The 26,100-nt window shown below is 57.9% G+C and carries 27 protein-coding genes; 7 read left to right on the top strand and 20 right to left on the bottom strand.

The window, feature by feature from the left end:
* Positions 1–10 precede the first annotated feature (10 nt).
* From cyoE to ACZ5SR_RS04890, 4 genes are read right to left on the bottom strand one after another with little or no spacing between them, the layout of a single operon-like run.
* Positions 11–907, bottom strand: a complete 897-nt coding sequence (gene cyoE, locus ACZ5SR_RS04905; RefSeq protein WP_464450452.1) for a heme o synthase — start codon at positions 905–907, stop codon at positions 11–13.
* On the bottom strand, positions 904–2,034 hold the full coding sequence (locus ACZ5SR_RS04900) for a COX15/CtaA family protein (protein WP_464450451.1): 1,131 nt from the start codon (positions 2,032–2,034) through the stop codon (positions 904–906). The genes cyoE and ACZ5SR_RS04900 overlap by 4 nt, the downstream gene beginning before the upstream one ends.
* A 3-nt stretch (positions 2,035–2,037) precedes the next feature.
* On the bottom strand, positions 2,038–2,751 hold the full coding sequence (locus ACZ5SR_RS04895; RefSeq protein WP_464450450.1) for an SCO family protein: 714 nt from the start codon (positions 2,749–2,751) through the stop codon (positions 2,038–2,040).
* A complete protein-coding gene (locus ACZ5SR_RS04890; RefSeq protein ID WP_464450449.1) occupies positions 2,702–3,445 on the bottom strand; it encodes an SURF1 family protein in 744 nt (247 codons plus the stop codon). Before ACZ5SR_RS04890 ends, ACZ5SR_RS04895 begins: the two co-directional genes overlap by 50 nt.
* 14 nt (positions 3,446–3,459) lie before the next feature.
* Here ACZ5SR_RS04890 and ACZ5SR_RS04885 point away from each other — a divergent pair, with 14 nt between their 5' ends.
* Positions 3,460–3,693 carry a twin transmembrane helix small protein gene (locus ACZ5SR_RS04885; RefSeq protein WP_464450448.1) on the top strand — a complete coding sequence of 78 codons (234 nt, stop codon included), beginning with the start codon at positions 3,460–3,462 and terminating at the stop codon, positions 3,691–3,693.
* Between the two features lie 115 nt (positions 3,694–3,808).
* Here ACZ5SR_RS04885 and ACZ5SR_RS04880 read toward each other — a convergent pair whose 3' ends face one another.
* From ACZ5SR_RS04880 to ACZ5SR_RS04845, 8 genes are all read right to left on the bottom strand, one after another.
* Positions 3,809–4,690 carry a cytochrome c oxidase subunit 3 gene (locus ACZ5SR_RS04880; RefSeq protein WP_464450447.1) on the bottom strand — a complete coding sequence of 294 codons (882 nt, stop codon included), beginning with the start codon at positions 4,688–4,690 and terminating at the stop codon, positions 3,809–3,811.
* A gap of 43 nt (positions 4,691–4,733) precedes the next feature.
* A complete protein-coding gene (locus ACZ5SR_RS04875; protein WP_464450446.1) occupies positions 4,734–4,958 on the bottom strand; it encodes a DUF2970 domain-containing protein in 225 nt (74 codons plus the stop codon).
* The gene (locus ACZ5SR_RS04870; protein ID WP_464450445.1) at positions 4,955–5,584 is read right to left on the bottom strand and encodes a cytochrome c oxidase assembly protein; all 630 of its coding nucleotides are present in this window, start codon (positions 5,582–5,584) and stop codon (positions 4,955–4,957) included. The genes ACZ5SR_RS04875 and ACZ5SR_RS04870 overlap by 4 nt, the downstream gene beginning before the upstream one ends.
* 9 nt (positions 5,585–5,593) lie before the next feature.
* Positions 5,594–5,710: a cytochrome oxidase small assembly protein gene (locus tag ACZ5SR_RS04865; protein WP_464450444.1), complete on the bottom strand. Its 117-nt coding sequence runs from the start codon at positions 5,708–5,710 to the stop codon at positions 5,594–5,596.
* Positions 5,711–5,715: 5 nt separating this feature from the next.
* On the bottom strand, positions 5,716–7,332 hold the full coding sequence (gene ctaD, locus ACZ5SR_RS04860) for a cytochrome c oxidase subunit I (RefSeq protein WP_464450443.1): 1,617 nt from the start codon (positions 7,330–7,332) through the stop codon (positions 5,716–5,718).
* Between the two features lie 32 nt (positions 7,333–7,364).
* Complete coding sequence (gene coxB, locus ACZ5SR_RS04855; protein ID WP_464450442.1) at positions 7,365–8,537, bottom strand: cytochrome c oxidase subunit II; 1,173 nt, start codon at positions 8,535–8,537, stop codon at positions 7,365–7,367.
* Between the two features lie 77 nt (positions 8,538–8,614).
* Positions 8,615–9,091 (bottom strand): DUF2244 domain-containing protein, encoded by a 477-nt coding sequence (locus tag ACZ5SR_RS04850; protein WP_464450441.1) that lies wholly within the window; start codon positions 9,089–9,091, stop codon positions 8,615–8,617.
* A 94-nt stretch (positions 9,092–9,185) separates the two neighbouring features.
* On the bottom strand, positions 9,186–10,100 hold the full coding sequence (locus tag ACZ5SR_RS04845) for a class I SAM-dependent methyltransferase (RefSeq protein WP_464450440.1): 915 nt from the start codon (positions 10,098–10,100) through the stop codon (positions 9,186–9,188).
* A gap of 87 nt (positions 10,101–10,187) precedes the next feature.
* Here ACZ5SR_RS04845 and ACZ5SR_RS04840 point away from each other — a divergent pair, with 87 nt between their 5' ends.
* Together ACZ5SR_RS04840 and trmL are read left to right on the top strand one after the other, a co-directional pair.
* The gene (locus ACZ5SR_RS04840; protein ID WP_464450439.1) at positions 10,188–10,934 is read left to right on the top strand and encodes a ComF family protein; all 747 of its coding nucleotides are present in this window, start codon (positions 10,188–10,190) and stop codon (positions 10,932–10,934) included.
* A gap of 22 nt (positions 10,935–10,956) precedes the next feature.
* A complete protein-coding gene (gene trmL, locus ACZ5SR_RS04835) occupies positions 10,957–11,454 on the top strand; it encodes a tRNA (uridine(34)/cytosine(34)/5-carboxymethylaminomethyluridine(34)-2'-O)-methyltransferase TrmL (protein ID WP_464450438.1) in 498 nt (165 codons plus the stop codon).
* On the opposite strand, the gene ACZ5SR_RS04830 is transcribed toward trmL, so the two are convergent.
* Complete coding sequence (locus ACZ5SR_RS04830) at positions 11,445–11,900, bottom strand: MaoC family dehydratase (RefSeq protein ID WP_464450437.1); 456 nt, start codon at positions 11,898–11,900, stop codon at positions 11,445–11,447. The genes trmL and ACZ5SR_RS04830 overlap by 10 nt on opposite strands.
* Positions 11,901–11,973: 73 nt before the next feature.
* Positions 11,974–12,585 carry a hypothetical protein gene (locus tag ACZ5SR_RS04825; RefSeq protein ID WP_464450436.1) on the bottom strand — a complete coding sequence of 204 codons (612 nt, stop codon included), beginning with the start codon at positions 12,583–12,585 and terminating at the stop codon, positions 11,974–11,976.
* 106 nt (positions 12,586–12,691) lie between these two features.
* Between ACZ5SR_RS04825 and ACZ5SR_RS04820 the strand changes: the two genes are divergently transcribed.
* Positions 12,692–15,391, top strand: coding sequence for a cation-translocating P-type ATPase (locus ACZ5SR_RS04820; RefSeq protein WP_464450435.1), 2,700 nt, complete (start codon positions 12,692–12,694; stop codon positions 15,389–15,391).
* Positions 15,392–15,422: 31 nt separating this feature from the next.
* On the opposite strand, the gene ACZ5SR_RS04815 is transcribed toward ACZ5SR_RS04820, so the two are convergent.
* Positions 15,423–16,757, bottom strand: coding sequence for a histidine kinase dimerization/phospho-acceptor domain-containing protein (locus ACZ5SR_RS04815; RefSeq protein WP_464450434.1), 1,335 nt, complete (start codon positions 16,755–16,757; stop codon positions 15,423–15,425).
* Entirely contained in the window at positions 16,754–17,422 is a 669-nt protein-coding gene (locus tag ACZ5SR_RS04810; protein ID WP_464450433.1) for a winged helix-turn-helix domain-containing protein, read from the bottom strand. The genes ACZ5SR_RS04815 and ACZ5SR_RS04810 overlap by 4 nt, the downstream gene beginning before the upstream one ends.
* Positions 17,423–17,798: 376 nt before the next feature.
* On the opposite strand from ACZ5SR_RS04810, the gene ppk2 reads away from it, so the two are divergent.
* Positions 17,799–18,707, top strand: a complete 909-nt coding sequence (gene ppk2 / locus ACZ5SR_RS04805; RefSeq protein WP_464450432.1) for a polyphosphate kinase 2 — start codon at positions 17,799–17,801, stop codon at positions 18,705–18,707.
* A 98-nt stretch (positions 18,708–18,805) separates the two neighbouring features.
* Here the strand turns inward: ppk2 and asd are convergent, their stop codons facing one another.
* The gene (gene asd / locus ACZ5SR_RS04800; protein WP_464450431.1) at positions 18,806–19,687 is read right to left on the bottom strand and encodes an archaetidylserine decarboxylase; all 882 of its coding nucleotides are present in this window, start codon (positions 19,685–19,687) and stop codon (positions 18,806–18,808) included.
* A gap of 52 nt (positions 19,688–19,739) precedes the next feature.
* On the opposite strand from asd, the gene ACZ5SR_RS04795 reads away from it, so the two are divergent.
* Positions 19,740–21,371: an aminotransferase class III-fold pyridoxal phosphate-dependent enzyme gene (locus tag ACZ5SR_RS04795; RefSeq protein WP_464450430.1), complete on the top strand. Its 1,632-nt coding sequence runs from the start codon at positions 19,740–19,742 to the stop codon at positions 21,369–21,371.
* Positions 21,372–21,419: 48 nt separating this feature from the next.
* Here ACZ5SR_RS04795 and ACZ5SR_RS04790 read toward each other — a convergent pair whose 3' ends face one another.
* On the bottom strand, positions 21,420–22,028 hold the full coding sequence (locus ACZ5SR_RS04790; RefSeq protein WP_464450429.1) for a hypothetical protein: 609 nt from the start codon (positions 22,026–22,028) through the stop codon (positions 21,420–21,422).
* 107 nt (positions 22,029–22,135) lie between these two features.
* Here ACZ5SR_RS04790 and ACZ5SR_RS04785 point away from each other — a divergent pair, with 107 nt between their 5' ends.
* Positions 22,136–23,341, top strand: coding sequence for a glycosyltransferase family 4 protein (locus ACZ5SR_RS04785; RefSeq protein WP_464450428.1), 1,206 nt, complete (start codon positions 22,136–22,138; stop codon positions 23,339–23,341).
* Here ACZ5SR_RS04785 and lplT read toward each other — a convergent pair.
* Together lplT and ACZ5SR_RS04775 are read right to left on the bottom strand one after the other, a co-directional pair.
* Positions 23,327–24,568, bottom strand: coding sequence for a lysophospholipid transporter LplT (lplT, locus tag ACZ5SR_RS04780; protein ID WP_464450427.1), 1,242 nt, complete (start codon positions 24,566–24,568; stop codon positions 23,327–23,329). The two genes, ACZ5SR_RS04785 and lplT, sit on opposite strands and share 15 nt — an antisense overlap.
* On the bottom strand, positions 24,561–25,994 hold the full coding sequence (locus ACZ5SR_RS04775) for a UDP-glucose dehydrogenase family protein (protein WP_464450426.1): 1,434 nt from the start codon (positions 25,992–25,994) through the stop codon (positions 24,561–24,563). Before ACZ5SR_RS04775 ends, lplT begins: the two co-directional genes overlap by 8 nt.
* Between the last annotated feature and the right edge of the window lie 106 nt (positions 25,995–26,100).

Genomic DNA, 26,100 nt, shown 5'->3' with positions numbered 1-26,100 from the left:
GCCTGGGGCCTTAAAAAATGTAGTGGTCCAGCAGCAAAGCGGCAAACAAGGCGCTCAGGTGGATCAAAGAAAAACGGAAGGTCTTGCGGGCCAATTCATCCGAATAGGCGCGGTACAGGGCCACCGCATAAGCGATGAAACCGATGCTCAGCACGACTGCAGCAAGCAAGTAAAGCCAGGAACTCATGCCGTAGACAAAGGGCATCAGACAGGACGCCATCAGCACGATGGTGTAGAGCAAGATCTGCAGACGGGTGAACTCGTTGCCGTGTGTCACGGGCAACATGGGCAAGCCCGACTTGCGGTAGTCCTCGACCCGGTAAAGGGCCAGCGCCCAAAAGTGCGGTGGCGTCCACAAGAAGATGATCAGGAACAAGATCAGCGCCTCAGGTCCCACTTGTCCGGTCATCGCGGCCCAACCCAACACCGGGGGCATGGCCCCGCTGGCCCCACCAATCACGATGTTCTGGGGCGTGAGGGGCTTCAAAATCACCGTGTAAATGATGGCGTAGCCCACAAAGGTGGCAAAGGTGAGCCACATGGTGAGCGGGTTGACCAGGAGGTACAACACCGCAGAGCCCAAAGCACAAAGCACCGCCGAAAACAGCAATGCCTGCTGGTCACTCAGCTCACCCTTGGCGGTAGGCCGCCAGGCGGTGCGCTTCATTTTGGCGTCGATGGTTTTTTCAACCAAGCAGTTGAAGGCCGCAGCAGCGCCCGCCACCAACCAGATGCCGATGCAGGCCAACAGGCCCAGCTTCAACTCGGCCAGGCTGGGCACACCGGGCACGGCCAGCACCATGCCGATCAAGGCACAGAAAACGATCAATTGAACCACGCGCGGTTTGGTCAGCGCGTAGTACTGTTGCCAGGCAGTCAAAGGCAAACGGGCGGTGGCGACGGTCATTCGGCAAGCTTTTTGGAAAGGGGAACAGGCCCTGAATTATCAGCCCGGCTGACACTCAAGGCCCAGGTCAGGGTCAAGGCCATGGCAGCGGCCCCGCCAGTGTGCATCACGGCGGCCAACAAGGGCCAGCCCAGCACCACATTGCTCAAGCCGGTGGCGAACTGCAAGGCACACAGACCCAGCAGCCAACGCCCAGCCACAGCCAAACCCGGCTGCACACGCAAACGCCAGCCCACCCACAGCAGCACCGCCAACACCAGCCAAGCGGCCGAGCGGTGTACAAAATGGATCGATGCCAGCGCTGAGAAAGGCAAAAGCTCACCGCTTGGGGTGTAACCCAGCTCACGCCAGAGGCCAAAGCCTTGCCAATTCATCTCGGGCACCCACTGGCCATGGCAGGTGGGGAAATCAGGGCACGCCAATACGGCGTAATTGGTGCTGACCCAGCCACCCAAGGCAATTTGCAGCCACAGCAAGATAAAGCCTGCCCACAAACCTGCCCGCAATGGCGACGGCAAGGGCCGCGTGCCTGCACCGTCATAGCGAACGGCTTGAGCCATCAACAAAACCAACAAACCAATGCCGCCCATCAGGTGCAAGGTGACGATGGCTGGAAACAGTTTCATGGTCACCGTGAGTGCACCGAATGCCCCTTGCATGCAGACCCACACCAAGGTCAAGGTGGGCAACCAAGGACTGACTTCTCGGCTGAGACGGCGCAGCCACCAGGTCATGGCGGCCAAGGTCAGGATCAGGACGCCGACCCCCGTGGCCAAATAACGGTGAACCATTTCGATCCAAGCCTTGCTCTTGGTCACTGGCCCCGTGGGCATGGCGGTTTCAGCGGCCTTGATTTCTGCTTTGGCACCGATGGGGGTGGCGCTGCCGTAACAACCCGGCCAATCCGGGCAACCCAAGCCGGAGTCAGTCAGCCGGGTAAAGGCCCCGAACAGCACCAGATCGAAGGTCAGGAACAAAGTGATCAGGGTCAGAGTCTTCAATCGCCCCGATGGCGAGGCACTGCGTTGTCGCCACAGCCACCAGCCCAGGGGCAATGCCGCCACCGCCAGGCCCACGGCCAAGAGCTCCAAAATGGGCTCCAGGTTGTACAGGTCAACTTCGGTCATGCCTCAGCGCCCCGCATTGTCCCAAGACGAGGAAGCCTTGAGCAAACGTTCCAGGTCGCGCTTGGCTTTGGAGGCTCCGGGCACATCCATGTTGGCCGGGAAACGCATCATGAAGTTGCCCATCGGATCAATCACGTACAAATGGTCTTGCAACTGCTGACCTTGGGCGGGGCTGATCCAGCTTTGCACCGTGGGCAAATCCAAGCGCAGCACGTGCGCCATGTTCAAAGCGGGCAAGAGGCCGGGGGCCACGGGCCTGTCGTCGGTGACCAACCAGACGCGATCCAGGCGGTCTTTATCCCTGCCCAGAATTTCACGCAGCTGGCGCTGGAAATACAGGTTTTGCTGACAACGCTCTTCGCAAGCGCCTGACGCCACGGTCACGAGTAACCACTGGCCTTTGAGGCTGGCCAGCGTGACCGACTCCCCCTGAAGGTTTTTGGCGCTGACCTGAGGCATGTCCTTTTGCGGCTGAATCAGCTCGCCATAGACACGACGGCCCTCGGGACGGATCACGTAGTACGTAAAGTACGAGGCGATGACCGGGGAAGCACAGACCAACATCATGAGGATCATCTTCCAGCGGCCCATGCGGGTGCGTTGGGCATCGGCTTGCACCACGGCACCGGGGCTCGGCATGTCGTGCACAGTGAAGGCCAGGGGGCTGTCAGGCAGGTCGTTTTTGGCGGCGGGGTTGGACAATTTGGAACCAGACATAAAGTAAAGCGATCAGGCCACTGAGGCCAAACCATTGGAAAGCGTATCCGTGGTGCTTTTCGACACCACTGGCCACCACAGGCCATTCGCGCAGCAGCCCCTCGGAGGGTCCGCCAGACTGCAGCAATGTGACTTCGAGCAGTCTCAAAGCCGTTTCTTGTCGGTAAGCAGTCAAGTCGAGATTTTGCCGTATTGGGCCTGTTTCGGCACCGCCAAAGTCATAGAGCCTTGATGGCCATGGGGCCAAATGGCCTTGCACTTGGACCAAGCCTTCAGGTGTCTGCACAGGTGGCAGTGCGGCACGGTCGGTGAAAGAGCGCTGCGCCCAACCGCGCTGCACCACCAAGACCTCCTTCGTGCCCTCAATCTGCAAAGGGGTCAGCACAAAAAAACCGGGTTTGGCATTCATCTGCCGGTTGTCCAGGTAAACGGTGTAAGAAGGCAACCAACGCCCTGTCACCACCAAACTGCGGTGGATCAACTCGGTTCGTTGAGCCACACCTTCAGGCCCCCCACTCAGGGTCCTGCCATCCAGCGCATCCTTGCTCGCCTGCTGCGTGCGCGCGTCCTGCAAAGCGGTTTTCTCACTGGCGCGGCCGAGTTGCCACAGCCCCAATGAAAAAGTGACGGACACACCCACCGCTGCCACCGCCAGCATCAGCCATCTTTTCCAGTGAGGGGATTTGTCAGTCATTGGATAATGTGCCCATGAAAATTCTTGTCGCCATCGCGTTTGTTGCTATTTTGCTCAGTCTGGGCTCGGCCCTGATGTACATGATGCGAGGCAGCACCCCGCCCGCTGAGGGCCAAGCGCCCCCCAAAGGCAATATGGCCACCGCTCTGGCCTTCCGTGTCGGCTTTTCCATTGTCCTCTTCATCTGCGTGCTGGTGGCCTGGAAAATGGGCTGGATCCAACCTACAGGTATTCCCCCAGGGGCTTGATTGATTTTTCGATATTTTTGACTCGCGACACTCGATTTGATTTGGTATTTTCTCGTCATCTATCCCCAACAAAAAAGCGCCCTTGGGCGCTTTTTTGTTGGGGCCAAGGGCAGGCTTACATCCAATACACAAGGATGTACAAACCCAGCCAGACCACGTCCACGAAGTGCCAGTACCAAGCTGCACCCTCAAAACCGAAGTGACGGTCTTTGGTGAAGTGGCCTTTTTGCAAGCGCAAAGTGATGAACAAGAGCATCAACATGCCCACGAACACGTGGAAGCCATGGAAACCCGTCAGCATGTAGAAGGTGGAGCCATAAATGCCGGATGACAACTTGAGGTTCAGATCACCCCAAGCATGGGCGTATTCATAACCTTGAACGAACAAGAAAACCAAGCCCAAAATCACCGTCATCCACATGAACATGATGGTTTTGCTGCGATTACCCACTTGCAGTGCATGGTGAGCAATGGTCAGAGTCACGCCCGATGTCAACAACAAGGCAGTGTTGATGGTCGGCAACCAAAAGGGGCCCATGGTTTGGAAGGGCTCAACGAAACCGGCAGGCGATGTGGTTGCACCAGGCACCACGCTGGGCCAAGCGGCTTTGAAATCAGGCCAAAGCAATGCGTTTTCCAAGCTGCCGAGCGCCGGAATCGAATGTGAACGGGCCCACCAGAGCGCGGTGAAGAAAGCGCCAAAGAACATCACCTCAGAGAAGATGAACCAGGTCATGCTCCAGCGGTAGGACAGGTCGATTTTGCGACCGTACATGCCGGTTTCGCTTTCGTGCACGGCCTCAGAGAACCACTGGTACAGGACAATCAACCACCAGGCCATGCCGAAGAACAGGCAATACATGCCCCATTCGGCGCCGTTGATCCATTGCCCTGCGCCCAAGATGACGAAGAACAAGCCAATGGCCGACATGACCGGGTGGCGTGACTCGTGTGGGACATAGTAGTAAGGCGTGCTGCCGTGTGCTGCTGAACTCATGGGGACTCCTGCTCTCTCTTCTATCGAAATCTTATTTTGGTGGTTAAAGGCCTGTGGGCTGAACCACGACCCAGTTGACCAGGGCAATCAGCCCCAGAACAAACAACAATGCCGCACCAATGGCCACACCTATGATGTGGAACGGGTTGAGCTTTTCAATGTCTTGTTGGTAGTCGGCACTCTTTCGGAGGCCGACAAAGGACCAAAGAACCGCCTGAATGGTGCGCAACCAGGACGTTTTGGACACAGGCATCTCAGGCGTGGTCATGATCCCCAACCTGTCTTGGCTGGCAAGGGCTGGACCGCAGCCGCCAAAGGTGCGGTCGGGGCAGCCGGTGTCTTACCGCCCACCTCAAAGAAGGTATAGGACAGCGTGATGGTGGTCACGTCATTGGACAACTTGGGGTCGATCACAAAGGCGACAGGCCAAGACTTCTTTTCACCTGGCTCAAGGGTGTACTGGTTGAAACAGAAACACTCAAGCTTATTGAAGTGGTTGGCCGCATTGCGTGGCGCGTAGCTGGGAATGGCCTGAGCAGCCATTCGCCGATTTTGCACATTCTGGAACTCGTACATCACCGTGCTGAGTTCGCCAGGATGGACCTGCATGGAGCGCTTCTCGGGCTTGAACTCCCAAGGGCCACGCACATTGGCATCGAACTCGACAGTGATGGTGCGGGTGGTGTCGACTTGGCTGTTGCGCAATACCTCAGCCGCTTTGCCCGCCTTGGCGTTTCCCGGGACCTGGGTCTCGGAAATCGACAGGATGTTGATGCCCGTGATGTCGCATATCGCCTTGTAAATAGGCACCAACGCATAACCGAAGCAGAACATGCCCGCGGTCACCACCGCCAGCTTGCCCACCATCTTCAGGTTTTCACCGCGCAGGTTCATCATGCTCTTTCAGGGGTTGAGGATCATCAACTTGGCCACAAACCCGAGCAGCACGGCCAATGCCACCGAGGCCAGGATCAGGCCCAGGCGCACATTGCTTTTTCTTTGTTCAGGTGTCATGGCCATGGCAATCAACCAATCACGCGGGTCGCAGTTGCGTCCAGCTTGGGTGGGTTTTCAAAGGTGTGGAATGGGGCAGGCGAAGGCACTTCCCACTCCAGGCCTTCGGCGGCTTCCCAAGGCTTTTGAGGTGCTTTTTCACCTTTGCCCATCATGCAAGGCAGCACAACGAACAAGAAGAAGTAAACCTGGGCAAAACCGAAGAAGAATGCGCCCACCGAAGCGATCATGTTGAAGTCGGTGAACTGCATGGGGTAGTCGGCGTAGCGACGGGGCATGCCAGCCAGACCCAAGAAGTGCATCGGGAAGAAGGTGATGTTGAAGGAAATCAGCGACCACCAGAAGTGGATCTTGCCGCGTGTTTCGTTGTACATCACACCCGTCCACTTGGGAATCCAGTAATAGACGCCGGCAAACAGTGCAAACAAGGAACCGGCCACCAACACATAGTGGAAGTGGGCCACCACATAGTAGGTGTCCTGCAACTGGATGTCGATTGGGGCCATGGCCAGAATCAGACCGGTGAAACCACCCATGGTGAACACGAAGATGAAGCCCACCGCGAACAGCATGGGGGTTTCAAACGTCATGGAGCCACGCCACATGGTGGCGATCCAGTTGAAGATCTTCACGGCGGTGGGCACCGCGATCAGCATCGTGGCATACATGAAGAACAGCTGACCTGTGACCGGCATGCCGGTGGTGAACATGTGGTGGGCCCACACGATGAACGACAAGATGGCGATGGACGATGTGGCATACACCATGGAGGCGTAACCGAACAACTTCTTGCGTGCGAATGCAGGCACGATCTGGCTGATGATGCCGAAAGCCGGCAAGATCATGATGTACACCTCGGGGTGACCGAAGAACCAGAAGATGTGCTGGTACATCACCGGGTCACCACCACCAGCGGGGTTGAAGAAGCTGGTGCCGAAATGACGGTCTGTCAGGGTCATGGTGATTGCGCCAGCCAACACGGGCATCACGGCAATCAGCAAGTAAGCGGTGATCAACCATGTCCAGGCGAACATGGGCATTTTCATCAAGGTCATGCCAGGGGCGCGCATGTTCAAGATGGTCACAATGATGTTGATCGAACCCATGATGGACGAAGCACCCAGGATGTGCATGGCAAAAATACCAGCGTCCATCGATGGACCCATTTGCAGGGTCAGCGGTGCATAGAGCGTCCAGCCGGCTGCAGGTGCGCCGCCAGGCATGAAGAACGAACCCACCAGCATGCCAGCGGCAGGAATCATCAGCCAGAAGCTGAAGTTGTTCATGCGGGCAAAGGCCATGTCAGACGCACCGATTTGCAGCGGCAGCATCCAGTTCGCAAAGCCGACGAACGCAGGCATGATCGCGCCGAACACCATGATGATGCCGTGCATGGTGGTGAACTGGTTAAACAACTCAGGGTTCACAATTTGGAGACCCGGCTGGAACAGCTCGGCGCGGATACCCAGCGCCAAGACGCCGCCGACCATGAGCATGGCAAAGCTGAACAACAGGTACAAGGTACCGATGTCTTTGTGGTTGGTGGCATACACCCAGCGACGCCAGCCCGCAGGCGCGTGACCGTGGTCGTCATGGGCGTGATCGTGATGGTCTAGAACGGCACTCATCTTGATTTCCTTTGATTGCTATACGGTACGGCTTATTTGCGAGCGGCTAAAACTTCAGCCGGCTGCACGATTTGCCCGGTCTTATTGGACCAGTTGTTTTTGGTGTAAGTGATCACAGCAGCGATTTCGGTGTCGGACAACTGCTTCCATGCGGGCATGGCGCCGTTGTTTTGGCCATTCAGGAGAACTGCGATTTGCTTGGACTTGTCGGCATCGAGCACCACCGCAGAGCCATCCACGGCCTTGATGGCACCGGCACCTTTACCGTTGGCTTGGTGGCAGGCAGCACAGTTGGCAGCGTAAACCTTTTCGCCACGCTTGGACAAATCGTCCAGCGCCCAGACTTTGGCCGGATCATCGGCTTTGGCGGCTTGTTTTTTCTTCTCGGTGTCCACCCATGCAGCGTAATCGGCAGCTGACAGGACTTTCACGTGGATAGGCATGTAGGCGTGCTCTTTGCCGCACAACTCAGCACACTGACCGTAGAAGTCACCTGTTTTCTCGGCGCGGAACCAAGTGTCGCGGACAAAACCGGGGATCGCATCTTGTTTGATGCCGAAGGCGGGCACCATGAAGGCGTGGATCACGTCATTGGCGGTGGTGATCACGCGGACCTTTTGGCCCACCGGCACCACCAAGGGGTTGTCCACTTTGAGCAGATAGTTGTCACCTTGTGGCTTGCCAGCATCGGACATCGCACGCTGCGATGAATCCAGCGTAGAGATATAACTCAGGCCTTCACCTTCGCCTTTGATGTAGTCATAGCCCCATTTCCACTGGTAGCCTGTGACCTTCACCGTCAGGTCGGCGTTGGTGGTGTCTTTCTGGGCCACAAGCACTTTGGTCGCAGGCAAGGCCATCAAGATCACAATCAGGAAAGGCACAGCCGTCCAAATCACTTCGACGGTGATGGACTCGGTAAAGGTGGCAGGTTTGTGACCCACCGATTTGCGGTGCTTCCAGATGGAATAGAACATGACCGCAAACACAGCCACAAACACCACTGTGCAGATGATCAGCATCATCCAGTGCAGCCATTGCTGCTCTTCGGCGATTTTGGTGGCAGCTGGATGCAAATTGAGCTGGTTGACCGCAGGGCCGCCTGGCAAGTCATTGACAGCGTGGGCTGCCGTAGCCACCCAAGCGCCTGCGAAAATGCCCGCGCGGGATAGCAGCGAAGCCAATTGATTGGAAATATTCTTCATGGTTCTCACTAACTTCCAAGACTCTGTTGAACTCACACCAATGACAAACCAGGCCAAGCCCTGTTCATCGCCAGACATCACGCTGAACGCAACGCCCTTCTGATTTCTCGCGCCAAAACCTGACGCAACTCGGGACGCACAAAGCGCCCCACCTCGATCGAGCGGCCCTGGCCTGACAACTCGATCAGGCTGTGGTCGCCGGATTTGGGCTCCACCCTCACCCATTGACGCGAAAACTCCGCACGTTCACGACGCCCGGCGGACTCTTTTTCCACCACCAAGCGGGTGCCCTGCAATGAAATCCACTCGCCATCGGTCGCATGCCGGGCATAGGCCAAAAAGGCCAAACCGACCAGCGTGATTTCCAGACCTGCGAATGCAAGCACCAAAGTGGCCCCTTGCACCCAAAAGAACACACCAATGCCCAAAGACACGACACACAAAGACAAGTAAAGCCACCCCAATTGGGCAGGCGTTACCGAACAATTGCGTCGCAACTGCCACTGAATGGCCGGTCCGGACTCTTGTGCAAACTGGTAAGCTGGATTTGACACGCGTCAACTTTCAATAACCTAACACTCTTGAGGCACGCATTCTGGCTAAAACCGGGCGGATTTTACCCGAGTTAACAGGGGGTTTTGATTCAACTCAAACTTTGTCGGATATCCGGGTGCCGCTTCGCAACATGTGGCGCATCTGATCCAGACCGATTTCGGTTTGGGCACTCACAGCCACACGTGGCCGGGGCTTGAGTGCATGGCCATACACAATCTCGAAACTGAGCGACAAACGGCCACCCTCTTCAGGCCGGGCCAATGACATCAACACCTGATCGAGCTGTGCACGCCAGAGGCGCCCCCGCAAACCCGAAAAGCGCTTGACATGCAGATTACGCCCCCAGCCCCGCAAGTCTTCCAGCATGCGCTGCGGTGACTCATAGGTCAAGGTGATGCGCTCCATGTCCATGACCGGCTCGGCAAACCCCGCCTCGACCAGCATGTCACCCCAATCGTGCATGTCGGTGAACTCGTGGGCGGGCTCGGACCAGCCCTGCCTGGCATAGGCATCGCGCAACTCCCGCAGACTGTCTGGCCCCAAACACGAAAACATCAAAAAGCCATCCACCGCCAGGGTGTTGTGCCAGTTTTTCAGCATTTTTTGAGGGTGGGGACACGTGTGGAGCAGCATGTTGGCCCACAACATCTGGGTCTGAGCATCCGGTGGCAAGCCCAACTCGATGCGGGGCCCCAACCAACGCTCGATCTGCCACCACCGCCCCTGAACCGCCTTTTGCACCTCCAGAGCCTCACCCACCCGCTCGCTGGAAAGCCATGCTTGGGCTTTGGGGTAGCGCTTTTGCAACGCCCGCTGCGCCAACAAACCACCTCGCAAAGGTTCCCAATGAACCCAGCGGTCGGGCTGCAGCTTGATGAAATCCAAGCGCTCCTGCATGCGAGAGGCCACTTCTTCATGCAACCAGGGCGAGACTTTACCCACCGGGTGCGCCAACCAACGGGCAGCGGCGACGGGGTCCAGAGAAGGGGGGCGTTCAGGTGCAGACATGGCCAAGGCTAAAAAGATGTCTCCCCGCTTCAGGCCCACGACAGGTTGGCCTTGTGGGCAGGGGGGTGGGGGCAGTATATTGATTTCATGTGGTTCAAATGGTTCCAAGGGATAGGCTCAAGGCTCGGGTCATCGCGCCCGGACTTGGCTTGGGCTTGGCTGCCCAGCCGCTGCGCCATCTGCCAAAGTTGGCCCCAGTCGCCACTGTGCGAGGCCTGCATCAGCCGCTTTGCCCAACCCCAACACCGCTGCCCCAGTTGCGCCCTGCCCTTGCCCCACCCTGCTCGACGCTGCGGCGCTTGCCTGAAATCACCGCCCCCACTGGACCTGTGCCTGACGGCCACCGCCTACACCTGGCCTTGGGTGGACCTGATCGCACGCTACAAATTTCAGCAGCAACCCGGCTGGGCCGGACCTTTGGCCACCCTGATGCTGAGCACCCCTTGGGCCGAAGACACGCTGGACGCGGCCGACTGGGTGCTGCCGATTCCGCTGTCCGCCCAGCGCCTGGCTGAACGCGGCTACAACCAGTCCTGGCTGCTGGCACGCCAGCTCAGCCCGAACAAAGCCGACGCCCGTTTGCTGCTGCGCACCCGTGACACGCCCTCGCAGCGCACCTTGCCGCGGACCGAGCGGCTGGCCAACTTGGTAGGGGCTTTTGCGGTAGAGCCTTTGCGGGCCCCACAGTTACGCGGCAAGAAGGTGGTGCTGATCGACGACGTGATGACCAGCGGTGCATCCTTGCACACGGCAGCGCGGGTGCTGCGCGAGGCAGGGGCGGCGCAGGTCAGCGCCCTGGTGCTGGCACGCACCGAGGCAGGGGGCGACGCCTGAAGGCCAAGGCACAATACCGGCCATGTTCCATATCGTCCTGGTTGAGCCTGAAATCCCGCCGAACACCGGCAACGTCATCCGCCTGGCGGCCAACACCGGCTGCACACTGCATCTGGTCGAACCATTGGGTTTTTCGATGGACGACAAGCACATGCGCCGCGCAGGCCTGGATTACCACGAGTACGCCGATTTGCGCCGCCATGCGGACTGGGCTTCATTTCTGGCACAAGAAAAACCCGACCCCGAGCGCATGTTTGCCCTGACCACGCGCGGCAGCCGCGCCGCCCACGGCGTGGCTTTTGCGCCAGGCGACTGGTTGGTGTTTGGTTCAGAAACGCGGGGTCTGTCACCCGAGTTGCGCGAAAAATTCGCACCAGCACAACGCATCAAGCTGCCCATGCGCGAAGGCCAACGCAGCCTGAACTTGTCGAACGCGGTGGCAGTCACCGTGTTCGAGGCCTGGCGACAAAACGGCTTTGCTGGGACCAGCCCGGCACCAAACCTTCCGACTCAGGCGTAAATACGCACCAGCGACTCGGCCGCACACACCGGTTTGTCGCTGCCCTCGCGCTCGACTGTCACGTTCCACTGCAGCTGCAGACCATTGCCCTCAATGGGCGTGGCCGAATGCAAATGCAGGTGCGCCCGCAAACGGCTGCCCACGGGCACCGGCGCCATGAAACGGACTTTGTTCAGGCCGTAATTGACACCCATGCTTTTGGCACTGATCTGAATGGTTTTGTCAAAGAACTGCGACAGCAAAGACAAGGTCAAAAAACCATGCGCGATGGGCGCACCAAAGGGGCCTTGCTTGGCCCTCTCCACGTCGACGTGGATCCACTGGTGATCACCTGTGGCCTCGGCGAACTGGTTGACCTGTTGTTGGGTGATGGTCACCCATTCGGTGGCGGCCACATCCTGGCCGACACAAGCGGCCAATTCGGCCAAGTTTGCAAATGTTTTCATGGCCCTGACTTTATTCACCTGTGCGCCTTCCAGGTGTCGATGACGTGACACAGTCCGATTCACCCCATCGGGCTCAGGCAGGAGGTGCTGCCTCCTTGGCGCACATCTGCCGAAGCTCTTCACGCAAACGGGCCAATTCGGCACGGTAGTTTTCGGCATCGCCGTAATCGGCAAAGCCGTGGTAGTGCGCATGCGCCTGCATTCTGCGTCGGGCGTGCTTGATGGGGCACCAGTATTTTTCGGTCAGTGCCACCACCTCTCGGCCATAAGCCATCAGGCCGTTGCCATAGGAGCAGTACGCGCAGTTGATTTTCTCCAACCAATTCAAATAGGCCAGGTGCGTGCGGTCGTACACAAAATACCCCGAGCGCTTGACCCGGGGAATGCCACACAAAGGGAAACACACCCATTGGTAGAGCGTGATGAAGGCGTCCAGCATCAGCATGGGCAACAGCACCGGGTAAATGAAGGGCACGCACAGCACATGCCGCCAATCGGCCGTGAGCACATAACCGAGCAAACCGGCCTTGAAGCGCTTTTGTTGTGCCAACACCTCTTTTTCAAAGCGCACCTTGTGCTCTTCAAAATCGGCTTGCCACTGCTGGCGACGGCTTTTGGCTTCTTGCTCAATGGCCGCTTCCAGTTGCTGGATACGGTCCAGAAATTCCTGAATTTGGGGGTTCATGGGGTTTCCTTCATCAGGCGTGGGCAGACATTGAGCGGCATCGTGGGCTGGCATTGACGGCGGTCAACACTTGCATGGCTGAGTGCTCACAAACTGGGCGATGACCATGGCAGCTCAGCAACCACTCGACCACCTTACCACCGCCCACGGGCTGACAACAGCTGAGGCCCGCACACGGTTGGCCAAAGAGGGACCCAACGAGGTGACGAAAGGCGCGCGTCGCTCCGTGTGGCGACGCTTGGCCGACACATTGCGCCAGCCCATGTTCGCATTGCTGGTCACTGCGGCGCTGTTGTACATACTGCTGGGCGACCTGACCGAAGGACTGACGCTGTCGGTGTTTGTGTTGGCCGTGCTGGTGCTCAGCTTTTACCAAGAAGGCCGCTCCGAGGCAGCCATCGAAGCCCTGCGACAGCTCACGCAAGCGCAAGCCCTTGTGCTGAGGGATGGACAAATGCAACAGGTTCCGGCCAGCGAAGTCGTGGTTGGGGACTGCTTGCTGCTGTCGGAAGGCGACCGTGTGGCCGCAGACGGCTGGCTGCTGCAGGCCAACAACCTGCAATTGGACGAATCCCTGTTGACTGGGGAATCGGTGACCGTAGACAAGCACCCCTTGGAGCCGCTGCCGGGCAGCGATTTGTCCATCAAACCCCCAACAGCCTCCTGTGTGCATGGCGGCACATTTGTGGTGCGCGGCAGCGGGCAACTGCGGGTTACCGCCACCGGCGTGCGCAGCCAGATCGGACAGATTGGCGTGGCCTTGAATCAGGTACACGAAGCCGACACGCCCTTACAGCAACAAACCGCACGACTGGTCCGGGTGCTGGCCAGTCTGGTGGGCGTACTGTGCGTGGTGATGGTGCTGACCCTGGGCTGGCGCAACGGTCAATGGGTGCCGGCTTTGCTGTCGGGCATCGCGTTGGCCATGGCCATCCTGCCCGAAGAATATTCCGTGGTCCTCACGCTGTTTCCGGCCATGGGAGCGCGTCGCCTGACGCGTGAAGGCGTGCTCACCCGGCACATCAATGCGATCGAAACCCTGGGCGCGATCAGCGTGCTGTGCACCGACAAAACCGGCACCCTGACGCAAAACCGCATGACCGTGACGGCGCTGGCCGTGCCCGTTACGGTAGGCAGCGCTGAGCCGGACGACACCCTGCTCTGGCACACACCAGCCCCAGGCCAAGCCACCGCTTCACCGACTCTCGCGCTGCCCCTGCCAGAAGCTTTTCACCCCTTGATTGAACACGCGATTTTGGCCAGTGCCCCCACGCCCTTTGACCCTATGGAAACCGCCTTCCACGCCATGGGACAGCACCATTTGAATGGGGGAAATCGGGCATTCGGCTCAGGCCAACTGGTGCACAGCTACGCACTGAGCCCCAGCCTCAAAGCCATGTCGCATGTCTGGCAGTTCGCAGCAGGCGACCCGCATGTGGTCTCGGCCAAAGGAGCGCCCGAAGCCATCATGGATCTGTGTCACCTGAGTCCAGACGCTCGGCAGCACTGGCTGGCTGGTGTGGCGGACATGGCCAGACAAGGTTTGCGCGTGCTGGCGGTGGCACACAGCCGATTCGATGGCCAAAGCTATCCTGACACCCCCGACGACTTTGACTTTGTGTGGCTGGGCCTGATTGGGCTGACCGACCCCTTGCGCCCCGAAATTCCCCAAGCTGTGGCCGACTGCCAATCGGCAGGCATTCAGGTCATCGTGATCACGGGCGACTTTCCAGCCACCGCGCAAGAGATCGCCAGACAGGCCGGACTGCCAGATGGGCAAACTTTGACGGGGGAAGCCATGGAGGGCTTGGATGGTGTGGCTTTGGGCCAGCGGCTGCGGCAGGTCACGGTCTGCGCCCGCATCTCGCCGCACCAGAAGCTGCGCATCGTGCAGGCGCTGCAAGCCCAAGGCCAGGTGGTGGCCATGACAGGCGATGGCGTGAACGACGCCCCGGCCCTGAAAGCCGCACACGTGGGCATCGCCATGGGCGCCCGCGGCACCGACGTGGCGCGGGAAGCGGCCGACCTGGTGCTGGTGGACGACAACTTCGCCTCCATCGTTCGAGGGATCCGTTTAGGCCGTCGCATTTTTGGCAATCTGCAAAAGTCCATGCAATACATCTTTGCCATCCACATCCCCATCGCGGGCATGGCCCTGGTGCCCATGCTCATGGGTTGGCCACCGCTGATGCTGCCCCTGCATGTGGCCTTGCTGGAATTGGTGATTGACCCGGCCTGCTCCCTCGCGTTCGAGAACGAGCCCGCACCAGAGAAGGTGATGCAGCAGCCACCCCGCGATACCCGTGCCGCCCTGTTTGGCGCTCAGGCCATCGGCCTCGCCTTGGGGCAAGGACTTTGCGTGTTGGCCTGCGTGGGATTGACCTTTTACCTGGCAAAGCACTGGCCAAGCGCAAGCGCGGCGGCTTGGTCCATGCCGTGGACAGCGCCGCATGACTCGGCGCCTTTCGCGGCAGCTTTGAGCGAAGCACAAACCAGAGCCATGCTGTTCGTCACACTGATCACCGGCAATGCCGCTTTGATCCTGTCCAACCGTGCAGGCGCGTGGCAGTTTTGGCGCAGCCTGCGCACCCCCAATGCCGTCGCCTACGCGGTGATCGCACTGGCCGGTTTTTTTCTGGCTGTGGCCATCCATTGGCCTTGGCTCGCAGGCCCTCTTCAATTTGAGCCGCTGCCGCTTTGGCCCCTGCTCATGGCTCTCGCATCGGGTTTGCTCAGTGGTGTTGGGATTTCGGTTTTGCATGGGGTCATGAGCGCATGGCAGCGACAACCCAAGGGCCATCGCTGATTCGTCACACGCACTCGGACTGGCTTTGCAGCTAAGCGGCAGGCCAGCGTAAGGACACGAGCAAGCCGCCTAAGTCCTTGCTGCGCCCCAGCGTCACCTGCAAGCTGTAGCGCTGCGCCAGACGCCGCACAATCGACCACCCCAAGCCACTGCCATCCGCACCATGGCCTGGGACCCGAAAGAAACGCTCACCCAAGCGATCCAGATCTGCAGAGTTCAAACCCGGGCCGCTGTCCTCCACCCACAGGCACGGAACAGGCGAAGCCTCCCAGCGCACTCGGACATGGGCTCGCTCGGGGCTGTAACGCTGGGCGTTGTCCACCAGATTGCCCACCAGCACCCCAACCAAACCGGGTGGCATGCGCAAGTGCAATGAATCGGGCGCATCCAGGCTCATGATTTGCTCTCGGGCCAGCGCCTGCGGCCCCAGATCAGCCAAAGTGGCCCGCGTTTCCATGACAGCATCGCAGACCGAGTTGCCCTGTGTGACATCGTCAGCATCCAGCCGCGCGAGTTGCAAAAGCTGCGTCACCAGCCGCGAGGCGCGATCACACCCCCGCAACACGGCATCCAGAGCCATCGTGCGGTCACGGTCGGAATCGGCCCCTCTCGCGACTTGCGCCTGCATGCGTATGGCCGCTATGGGCGTACGCAGTTCGTGCGCGGCATCGGCCGTGAAACGACGCTCCCCCTCCATGAGTTGGGCCATTTGCAAGAACCAACGATTCAAGGCCTTCACCAGCGGCAACACCTCTGCAGAAACCACTTCGGTCAAAGGCTGTCGGTCATCGGCTTGGCGCAGCGAAACCGACTGACTCAGTTGCCGCAGTGGCGCAAAGGACTTGAAAATCGCACCCCAAATCAACAAGGCCAAGACAGGCAAAGCCAGCAGCATGGGCACAATGGCCGACTTCAGTCCTGCCTTCAAAATATCGCTGCGGGCCGATTGCAACTCAGCCACCATCACACGGACATCAGGCTCACGCCCAGGGGTGACAAAGACACGCCAGGCTTGACGATCGAGCCATTGATCGGAGATGCCATTTGGGTCCCAGGGTGCCAAAGAAGCGACCGGAGCCGCCGCCGAGCGAAAGATCAGTTCTTTGCCATGCCAGACCTGAAAAGCAACGCGCGGCTGGTATTTGTGCAACATCGGTGCCATGGTGAAGTCGCCATCGTGCCCATCGCTGGCCTGCGCAGCCAGCACCGCAGCGGTTTGGGCCAGATGGGCGTCCAGCAGTTCATTGAGTTCATGCTCAGTCTTGAACCACGTGATGACCAGCACCAAGGCCCATACCAGGCCCGTGGCCAACAAGAGGCTGAGCGTCAGACGCCACTGAAGGGAAGCGGGTCGAGCGGTGTTCATGCCTTGACTTGCCGGGGCAGCATATAACCTACGCCGCGCAAAGTTTCGATCACATCCGCGCGAAGCTTTTTGCGCAGGTTGTAAATATGAACCTCAACAGTGTTGCTGCTCACCTCGGTACCCCATTGGTACAAGTGCTGCTCAATCTGCGCACGCGTGAGTACCCGGCCTGCATGGCGCATGAAGATCAGAAGCACGTCGTATTCACGAGCCGACAACTCGACCCCTCTGTCACCAAGCCACACCTGACGCGAGGCCGGGTCCAGGCGCAAGTCCCCTGCTTCCAGGGTGGGCTCTGCGACGCCATGGGCTCGGCGCACCAGTGCCCGCAAACGTGCGGCCAACTCCATCAAATCCACAGGCTTGACCAAGTAATCATCGGCACCGGTGTCCAGTCCAGCAATGCGATCGGGCACACCGTCGCGCGCCGTCAAAATCAGCACCGGGGTGATCATTTTTTGTCGCCGCACCGCCGCCAGGCACTGCATGCCATCCTGACGCGGCAAGCCCAGATCGAGCACACAAGCTTCGTAGACCCCGGTCAAAAGCTCACGCTCGGCTGCAACACCGTCGCGCACCCAGTCCACCGAAAAGTCCTGCTGCTGCAGACCCGCTTTCAGGCCAGAACCCAGAAGCTCATCGTCTTCAGCCAATAAAACACGCATGTGAACAACCTAAAAAAGGAGGGGGATAAAGAATCAATCATTGCCGTCTTCATCGTGGCCCAATTGTGCCTTGCTGGATACTGGTTACATCCATATGGTGGCACCAGCAACCAGCATCTGCCAAACCCATCAAGTGATGACCTCCATCAGCCTAAAGTGATCACTGTTCTTTTAAAACGCCTCACTCCATCGAGCTTCATGAACAGTACATGCGCGGCTTAAAGATCTCAAATAAAGCGTTCTTCAAGAATTCAAGAAAGAACATGACTGGCAACCTGTGACCGCAGCCACATCCAAAGTTCTCTCAAAGTGTGTGTCATCAAACTTTCAACAAAGCACCAGACACTGTCATTTTTATGCCCTCGGCTTGCTATCAATGACATCCAACGTCCCATTGCCCGAAAAACAACTTCTCCAATTGCGCGAAGACTTGCTGGACAGCCTTGACGAAGAACTGGAGTTGGAGCTCGACGACCGCTGGGAAGCAGGGACCGCAGCCAACGATGCCCAGACGGGTGAACGCATCCGGTATTTCAGGGAGCTGTTGCGTCTGCAATCCGAGCTGGTGATGCTGCAAGACTGGGTGGTCAAAACGGGCCACCGCATGGTCATCCTCTTTGAGGGCCGCGACGCCGCCGGCAAAGGCGGTGTGATCAAACGCATCACGCAACGTCTCAATCCCCGGGTTTGCCGCGTGGCCGCCTTGCCTGCGCCCAACGACCGCGAGAAAACACAGTGGTACTTTCAACGCTACATCTCACATTTGCCAGCAGCGGGCGAAATCGTGCTGTTTGACCGCAGTTGGTACAACCGCGCGGGGGTTGAAAAAGTCATGGGCTTTTGCAACGACCAAGAGTACGAGGAGTTCTTCCGTTCGGTGCCCGAGTTCGAAAAAATGCTGGTGCGCAGTGGCATTCAGCTGGTCAAGTACTGGTTCTCCATCACCGATGACGAGCAGCACGCCCGCTTTTTAGGTCGCATCCACGACCCGCTCAAGCAGTGGAAGCTCAGCCCCATGGACCTGGAAAGCCGCCGCCGCTGGGAAGATTACACCCGCGCCAAAGAAACCATGATCGAGCGCACCCACATCCCCGAAGCACCTTGGTGGGTAGTGCAAGCGGTCGACAAGAAAAAAGCACGACTCAACTGTATCGATCACTTGCTCAACCAAGTGCCTTACCACGAGGTGGAGCACGCGCAAGTGGAACTACCTGGACGGGTGCGCAATCCGGACTACATCCGACACCCGGTACCTGCTGAGATGATCGTGCCTGAAAAATATTGAAACAGGACAACACATTGACCAGGCCCGCTTTGACGGGCATGTTTCAATTGAGTTTGTGTCAACAGGTCGGATGGCCAATGTGCTGATCCAAAGACCTGTTAAGCCAACTGACGCACCAAGGCCTGGCCCATTTGAATTTGCACGCCCGGCGCGATGCCCTCGGCCAAGGCAAAACCTTTGGGCACAAACACCAAAATGGTGGAGCCGTGCTCAAACCAGCCCATTTCCTGGCCCTTGACATAGGCCGCAGCACAGGGCATTTCGTTCGGGCCTTTGTAGCGCAGGTTGAGCAAGACATCAACCGCATGAAAGCGCATGCTGGCCACCAATACAGCTGCCACGGGCACGATCAAGAAAGGAACGCCCTCTTGCGTTTGCATGTGCAAGACCGCCCGTTCGTTTTTGCAAAACAGCTCTTGTACACGCGCCAATGCCACTGGGTTCACATTCCAAGTGTCACCCGAGATGTAAGTCACATGCTGGAGCTGCACGTCGTGCGGTGCATGGAATCGGTGGTACATGCTGCTGGTCAGGCGCAAGGTGATGTAGGTGCCCCCTTCCAGCGCGGCAGGCCAATGCTGACAGCGCGCGGATGTGCCCAGCAAAGTTTCCAACTGATAAGGGAAACCTTTGGCCTGAAAAACCTGGCCTTGCGTGATGGTGCCGCACGCGCCCACGATGGCATCGCATGGCGAAGTCATGAGCATGGGGTCCAGGTTGACCACCCGAGCCCCAGGCTTGAGCTCACGCGTGAAGCACGCATGCAAGCTGTCAAATTGGGTGTGCTTGGCATCACTCAAATCCAGATCACTGAACAAGCGCCAAACCGCCATGGACGACTTGACCACCCAAGGGTGTCGGATCTGGCTCCACCAGCCCATGAACCGGGTCAGAGTGATGCGCGGGATGCGGTTGGTGAGCAAGAAATTCAGGTCTTCTTGCAGCATCCAGCTTTGAAAAAGTCGGCGAATCTTCATCATGTTGTCACTCAATTTGAATAAAAAGAAATTTCATTGACACAAGGAAACTGCTGTGAACTCCACTTGGATCAGTTTGGGCGTACTGGCCACTTTGGCCCCAAGCCTGCATCGGCGCATTCAACTCTCGCGCGCCAAGCACCGCTCGCTGGCAGGTCACTCGCGCATGGCCAAACGGCTGGCGCGCTGGCTGCCGGGTTACGGCTTCGACGAGACTGAATTTTTCGGCTGCGACGGTGCACCCACAGACATTCAGGTGCAACGCCGTGCGGCATTTTTTGCCTTGGGCCAAACGTTGCAAACGCGCCACCGCCTGAGCATCGAAGCCACCGCGGCGGCACGCGAGAACATCTCTGACATGCAATTCATCGCGGCCTACCGCGTGCCCTTCCAGTTCAGCCCGGTGGTCCGCGAGCACCTGAAGGTCGGCTCGTTCTTGCAATCGGCCCATGGCGTGCAGGTCACCGATCTGGACGGTCAGGTTTTTTACGACCTCACCGGCTCTTATGGCGTGAACGTGTTTGGCGCTGACTTTTACAAACGCACCATGGCCGAGGGCATGGCACGCACCCAAGCGTTGGGCCCCGTGCTGGGTTCTTACCACCCGGTGGTGGCCGACAACGCCAATCGTCTCAAAGCCATTTCTGGCCTGGACGAGGTGTCGTTTCACATGTCGGGCACCGAAGCCGTGATGCAAGCCGTTCGCCTGGCCCGTTACCACACACGTCGCAAAAACATCGTGCGTTTTTGTGGGGCTTACCACGGCTGGTGGGAAGACGTTCAACCCGGCCCTGGCAACCCGATGCCTCCGCGCGAAACCTACACCTTGAGCGACATGAACGAGCGCAGCTTGCAAGTTTTGCGCACCCGCAAGGACATCGCTTGCGTGCTGATCAACCCCTTGCAGGCGCTGCACACCAACACGAACGCACCGGGCGACTCGACCCTGGTGGACAGCAGCCGTCGCGCCGCTTATGACCGCGAGGCTTACACCGCTTGGCTCAAGGCCTTGCGACAGGTCTGCACAGAACGCGGCATTGCATTGATATTTGACGAAGTCTTTTTGGGCTTCCGATTGGCCGCAGGGGGCGCGCAGGCTTACTTTGGCGTTCAGGCGGACATGGTCACTTATGGCAAAACCCTGGGCGGTGGATTTCCTGTCGGTGTGGTGTGCGGCAAGCGCGAATGGATGCGCCGCTTCAATGAAAAACGACCGGCTGATATTTGCTTTGCGCGTGGCACATTCAACGCACACCCTGCGGTGATGGGGGCGATGTCGGTCTTTCTTGAACAACTGGAAACCCCCGAAATCAAGGCCATTTACGCAGGCTTGGACGAACGCTGGAATGCCCGCGCCACCCAATTCAACAGCACCATGCAAAAGCATGAACTGCCCTTGCAAGCAGCCAACATGTCGAGCGTCTGGACTCTCTTTTACACCCAGCCCAGTCGGTACAACTGGATGCTGCAGTACTACCTCAGGCTGCATGGATTGGCGCTCAGTTGGGTGGGGACGGGTCGTTTGATCTTCAGTCTCAACTACAGCGACGCCGACTTTGAAGCGGTGCTTCAAAAGTTTGTATTGGCAGCTCAAGACATGCAGCGAGATGGCTGGTGGTGGCATGCCCCAGAGATGACCAACAAATCCATCCGCCGCAGCATCCTGAAAGAAACACTGTTTCGCTGAAGCCAAACCCCGGTTCACCATGGCAGAGTGAACCGGGGTTTTCAGCCATCAGCGACCGGTGCGGAAAGTGTTGTCGGCGAAGCGCTCACCTCGCAGCAACTGCCAAGGCGCCCGGTGATACAGGTAAATGTCGTGAAACGGATCGGTGATGATCTTGGTCATCCAGACCAGTCCGGTTTGCACGTCGTGCAAAAAAAACAAATGCACCGTGCGGAACAGCAAAGCCGCCGCACCCAAATACAGCCAGGCAAAACCCACAGCCCGCAAAAATTCAAACCAGGTTTCGTGCACAGGCAGCAAGCCCATGAAGCCAGGATTCATGTAAATGGCCAATGGCAAAAGAGCCCAGACACTCAACAACACCACCTTGCGGCGCAAGTTGTAGCCCACCTTGATCTCTTCCTTAAAATCATTGGTGGCTTCGTTGACGTGGTCATAGCCCAAGGGCTCAAAGAAGAAGTGACCGGCTTGCCGCGAAGTCATGGAAACCATCCAAGCGAGCAATGCGGCCATGGCCGGATCGATCCACAGCATCCCGTAAGCGACCACAAAAGCCATGGCACTGAGCAAGTGCAAGGACTGGTTGATGCGGCAATGGTGGTAGTAACGGTGATCGTCCCAACGCTGCACTTCCAAAGCTTTCAAGAAATCTTTCACAGAAACCCCTCTAGTTGAATGTGTGAAGATCATCATCAATTCGTGTGAAAAAACAGTGACATGGCTTTTGTCATCAAACTGTTAAAACCTGCGTTCACGATAGCGTCATGCTTGAATCAGACAACGCGTCCTTTTTTGTCGAAAATTTTGTACCCGCCAATGCCCCGCTGCGCATTGCGGTAGTGACTGAGACCTGGCCACCCGAGGTCAACGGCGTTGCACTGACTCTTTCACGGCTCATCCAAGAGCTGAGCCTGCGCCAACACACGATCCAACTCATTCGCCCCAGGCAAGACCGCCACGAAACCGAAAGCCATCGGGAAGGCTGGAGTGAACTGCTGATCAAGGGCATGCCCATACCGCGCTACCCACAGCTCAAGCTGGGGTTTCCCAGCAAAAAGTCACTCATCAAGGCCTGGAGTTTGCAGCGGCCTGATTTGGTCCACATTGCCACCGAAGGCCCCCTGGGTTGGTCGGCCCTGCAAGCGGCCCGGGTTTTGCGCCTGCCCGTCACTTCCGACTTCAGAACCAATTTTCAAAGCTACAGCAAACACTATGGCGTCGGTTGGCTGCAAAAACCCATCGTGGCTTACTTGCGCAAATTTCACAACCGCACCTTGTGCACCATGGTGCCAACGCAAGCCATGCACGATCAACTCAAGGTCCTGGGCTTTCACAATCTCCAAGTGGTCGCACGGGGTGTGGACACCCAGCTTTTTAACCCCGAAAAACGAAGCACCAGTTTGCGCAAGCAATGGGAAGTCGATGACAAGACCTTGGTCATCTTGTCGGTGGGGCGCTTGGCGGCAGAAAAAAATCTCGACTTGACGGTAAAAACTTACCAAGCCTTGAAGCAAAAAAACCGGTCAGTCAAACTGGTTTTTTGTGGTGATGGTCCCTACCGGGCCAAACTCCAGATCGATTGCCCGGATGCCATTTTCATGGGCATGGCGACGCACGCGCAATTGGCCGTGGCTTACGCCAGTGCAGATCTGTTCATGTTCCCCAGCCTCACCGAAACCTTTGGCAACGTGACCTTGGAAGCTCTGGCCAGCGGCACCCCGGTCCTGGCGTTTGACTGCGCCGCTGCCAAAGAAGTCATTTCAGATGAACGCAATGGCTGGCTTGTACAAGACGAAGATGCACAACGCTTTGTCCTGCGAGCCTTGGCTATCACACAAAAAGCCTCGACCTTGCAAGAGGCTCGCTTGAATGCAGAAGACAGCATTCGAAAATGGGAATGGTCCAGCATTGCCACCGAGGTGGAAAACATGTTCCGAAGGGTGCTGACGGGCGTTCTAACTGAGCGTTAAATCCTGCTTAACTGACCTGCGGCGCCATGGCAAAACAGCCATCCACAAGGGCAATGACAGGCACAGCATCATGGCCAATAGGGGCCAATCCCAGGTCAGCAGCAGGCTGTACAAGCCCAGCATCACCAACACACTCAGGTTTTCGTTGAACCCTTGGACAGCAATAGAACGCCCTGGTGGCATGATCTTGAGGCCACGGTGTTGCAACAAGGCATTCATGGGCACAAGCAACATGCCCCCCGCCCAGCCTGCCGCCAGCATCATGGGCACAGCCAGCCACACGCTTTGTGTCACGGCCAAAGCGGGCATCAAACAGGCCAGCACCACAGCCCATACCCTCTGCCTTCGGGCACGAAAGATGCGGCAAGTGAGCGCCGCCATGACTGCGCCACCGATGACCCCCAATGCCACCAAACCCTGCAAATACGCCCCGGCTTGCAAAGTCAAATCTGCCTGCGTCTGCGCCCACACCAGGACCATGAACTGCAGCACGGCGCCCACACCCCAGCTGAAAGTGGTGACACGCAAAGAAACGCCCCCCAATGGGTCTCGCCACAGGTTCACGTGGTTGACCCAAAAAGCAGACCAACGCATATCCGCCCAAGACCACGCCAATTGCGCAGGCGAGCGCAAGGCATACATTCCAAAGTTCAGGACTGCAGACAACACATACAAGAGGCAGATCACACCCAAACCAAAACCGATTTGGGTTTCAATCAGCCATTCGGTTGTGGTCCAACCAAAGACACTTTGAGGTCCATCAGCCTCCCAAGACCCTGAGTCCATCAGCCAACCGCCCAACACCACACCCCATAAAACGGACAGCACCACCGACACTTCCAGAAAGGCGTTGGCCTTGACCAGATTCGCTGGAGGCACAGTTTCAGTGAGCAAGCCATATTTCGCCGGGGCATAGACAGAGGCCGCAAAGCCTGTCAGTGCGAAGGCCAGCAGAGGGCTGAAACCTGTCCACAACAAGACGACCGACAACAACTTGAGCAAATTCATCGCCAACATGACATGGCGCTTTTGAAAAGCATCGGAAACAGGTCCCACGACGCTGGCCAACACCACATAAGACAAAGTGAAGACCATTTTCAGCAGGGGTGCCCACCATGCGGGATAGCCTTGCTCCTGCAAAAAGAAAATGCCCAGCAACAAAAAGGCGTTGTCGGCCAGCCCGCTGAAAAACTGGGCCAGGATCAAAAAAGCAAAGCCCTTAGGCATTCATGAATTCAGGAGCGACTTGCACTTCGGTCTGTATGTCGAAATCCATCAGCTGCGCCAAATGATTGCGCCTGCCCACTCCTTGGTAGGCCACACCCAATTCGCTCAGGGCTTCTGGGTTGTAGAGGTTTCTGCCGTCCAAAATGAAGGGTTTGCGCATCAGGGCCTTCATGGCCTCGAAATCCGGGTTGTGGAAATTCTTCCACTCGGTCAACACCATCAAGGCATCGGCGCCCTCCAAGGCCTGCATGTCTGAGGTCGCCAATTCAAACCGCTCCAGCAGATGAAGCTCTTGACTCAAATCGGAACGCAAAGCCTGCAGCGCATGAACGCCTGCCACAGGGTCAAAGGCACTGACGTGTGCACCACGCAACAGCAATTGACGAATCACGACGCGGCTGGGTGCCTCGCGCATGTCATCCGTGTTGGGCTTGAAGGCCAAGCCCCAAACCGCAATTTTTCGACCTGCCAAATCATGGCCCATGTGCTGCGTCAATCGTTCGACCAAAATTGTTTTCTGTCGCTCATTGACCATCTCCGTGGCACTGACCACTGCCATGCTGTGCCCATGGGACTTGGCGGTGTTGACCAAAGCCTGCGTGTCCTTGGGAAAGCAACTGCCCCCATAACCACAACCCGCATACAAAAAGCTGTGCCCAATTCGACTGTCAGCCCCAATGCCTCGACGAATGTGATCCACATCCGCTCCCAGCACATCGGCCAAGTTGGCCATTTCATTCATGAATGAGATGCGAGCAGCCAACATGGCATTGGCCGCATATTTGGTCAACTCGGCACTGCGCACATCCATCCAGACGGTACGGGCATGATGGCGGTTGAAGCTGGCATACAGATCACCCATCATGCGGCGGCTGCGGGCATGGTGCAGGCCCTCATCGACGCCCACCACAATCCGGTCGGGTCGCATGAAGTCATCAATGGCGGCCCCTTCTTTGAGGAACTCCGGGTTGGACACCACATCAAACAATTCTGGCGACATGCCCCTGTGAACCAACTCATGCGAAATCGCAGCACGCACTTTGTCAGCCGTTCCCACGGGCACCGTGGATTTATTGACCACCAGCTTGAACCCCTTCAGGTTGCGCCCAATGGTGGCCGCCACAGACAAGACGTGCCCCAAGTCGGCTGAACCATCTTCGGCCGGTGGCGTGCCCACGGCGATGAAAAGGATGTCGCCATGCTCGATCGCCTCACAGGCATCGCTGGTGAAGCGAATGCGTCCATCGGCCCGATTGCGAGTGAGCAGCTCTTTGAGTCCTGGCTCGTAAATGGGTACGTCCCCTTCTTGCAAGGCTCGGATTTTTTCTTCATCCTTGTCCAGGCAAACCACCTTGAACCCTAGGTCAGACAAGCAAGCGCCTGTGACCAAACCAACATAACCCGAACCGATGACTGTGACACGCATGGCAAACCTCCAAGTTTGCATGTCATGTTCCACCTCCATCGTGAATCAAGCGTGTCATTTTCATGAAGAAATCACGACACATTTTGGGTCTTTAAAGAGACTTTAA

It is taken from the genome of Limnohabitans sp. TEGF002, assembly GCF_055395845.1.
This window is presented reverse-complemented; position numbering and strand designations above follow the sequence as displayed.

Coding starts and splice junctions, on each gene's coding strand:
- ACZ5SR_RS04815 (WP_464450434.1), bottom strand. CDS start 16,757: ATGAACACCGCTCGACCCGCTTCCCTTCAGTGGCGTCTGACGCTCAGC.
- trmL (WP_464450438.1), top strand. CDS start 10,957: ATGTTCCATATCGTCCTGGTTGAGCCTGAAATCCCGCCGAACACCGGC.
- cyoE (WP_464450452.1), bottom strand. CDS start 907: ATGACCGTCGCCACCGCCCGTTTGCCTTTGACTGCCTGGCAACAGTAC.
- ACZ5SR_RS04775 (WP_464450426.1), bottom strand. CDS start 25,994: ATGCGTGTCACAGTCATCGGTTCGGGTTATGTTGGTTTGGTCACAGGC.
- coxB (WP_464450442.1), bottom strand. CDS start 8,537: ATGAAGAATATTTCCAATCAATTGGCTTCGCTGCTATCCCGCGCGGGC.
- ppk2 (WP_464450432.1), top strand. CDS start 17,799: ATGACATCCAACGTCCCATTGCCCGAAAAACAACTTCTCCAATTGCGC.
- ctaD (WP_464450443.1), bottom strand. CDS start 7,332: ATGAGTGCCGTTCTAGACCATCACGATCACGCCCATGACGACCACGGT.
- ACZ5SR_RS04870 (WP_464450445.1), bottom strand. CDS start 5,584: ATGAACCTGCGCGGTGAAAACCTGAAGATGGTGGGCAAGCTGGCGGTG.
- ACZ5SR_RS04880 (WP_464450447.1), bottom strand. CDS start 4,690: ATGAGTTCAGCAGCACACGGCAGCACGCCTTACTACTATGTCCCACAC.
- ACZ5SR_RS04865 (WP_464450444.1), bottom strand. CDS start 5,710: ATGGCCATGACACCTGAACAAAGAAAAAGCAATGTGCGCCTGGGCCTG.
- ACZ5SR_RS04885 (WP_464450448.1), top strand. CDS start 3,460: ATGAAAATTCTTGTCGCCATCGCGTTTGTTGCTATTTTGCTCAGTCTG.
- ACZ5SR_RS04890 (WP_464450449.1), bottom strand. CDS start 3,445: ATGACTGACAAATCCCCTCACTGGAAAAGATGGCTGATGCTGGCGGTG.
- ACZ5SR_RS04875 (WP_464450446.1), bottom strand. CDS start 4,958: ATGACCACGCCTGAGATGCCTGTGTCCAAAACGTCCTGGTTGCGCACC.
- asd (WP_464450431.1), bottom strand. CDS start 19,687: ATGATGAAGATTCGCCGACTTTTTCAAAGCTGGATGCTGCAAGAAGAC.
- ACZ5SR_RS04820 (WP_464450435.1), top strand. CDS start 12,692: ATGGCAGCTCAGCAACCACTCGACCACCTTACCACCGCCCACGGGCTG.
- lplT (WP_464450427.1), bottom strand. CDS start 24,568: ATGCCTAAGGGCTTTGCTTTTTTGATCCTGGCCCAGTTTTTCAGCGGG.
- ACZ5SR_RS04825 (WP_464450436.1), bottom strand. CDS start 12,585: ATGAACCCCCAAATTCAGGAATTTCTGGACCGTATCCAGCAACTGGAA.
- ACZ5SR_RS04840 (WP_464450439.1), top strand. CDS start 10,188: ATGTGGTTCAAATGGTTCCAAGGGATAGGCTCAAGGCTCGGGTCATCG.
- ACZ5SR_RS04785 (WP_464450428.1), top strand. CDS start 22,136: ATGCTTGAATCAGACAACGCGTCCTTTTTTGTCGAAAATTTTGTACCC.
- ACZ5SR_RS04900 (WP_464450451.1), bottom strand. CDS start 2,034: ATGACCGAAGTTGACCTGTACAACCTGGAGCCCATTTTGGAGCTCTTG.
- ACZ5SR_RS04895 (WP_464450450.1), bottom strand. CDS start 2,751: ATGTCTGGTTCCAAATTGTCCAACCCCGCCGCCAAAAACGACCTGCCT.
- ACZ5SR_RS04845 (WP_464450440.1), bottom strand. CDS start 10,100: ATGTCTGCACCTGAACGCCCCCCTTCTCTGGACCCCGTCGCCGCTGCC.
- ACZ5SR_RS04810 (WP_464450433.1), bottom strand. CDS start 17,422: ATGCGTGTTTTATTGGCTGAAGACGATGAGCTTCTGGGTTCTGGCCTG.
- ACZ5SR_RS04830 (WP_464450437.1), bottom strand. CDS start 11,900: ATGAAAACATTTGCAAACTTGGCCGAATTGGCCGCTTGTGTCGGCCAG.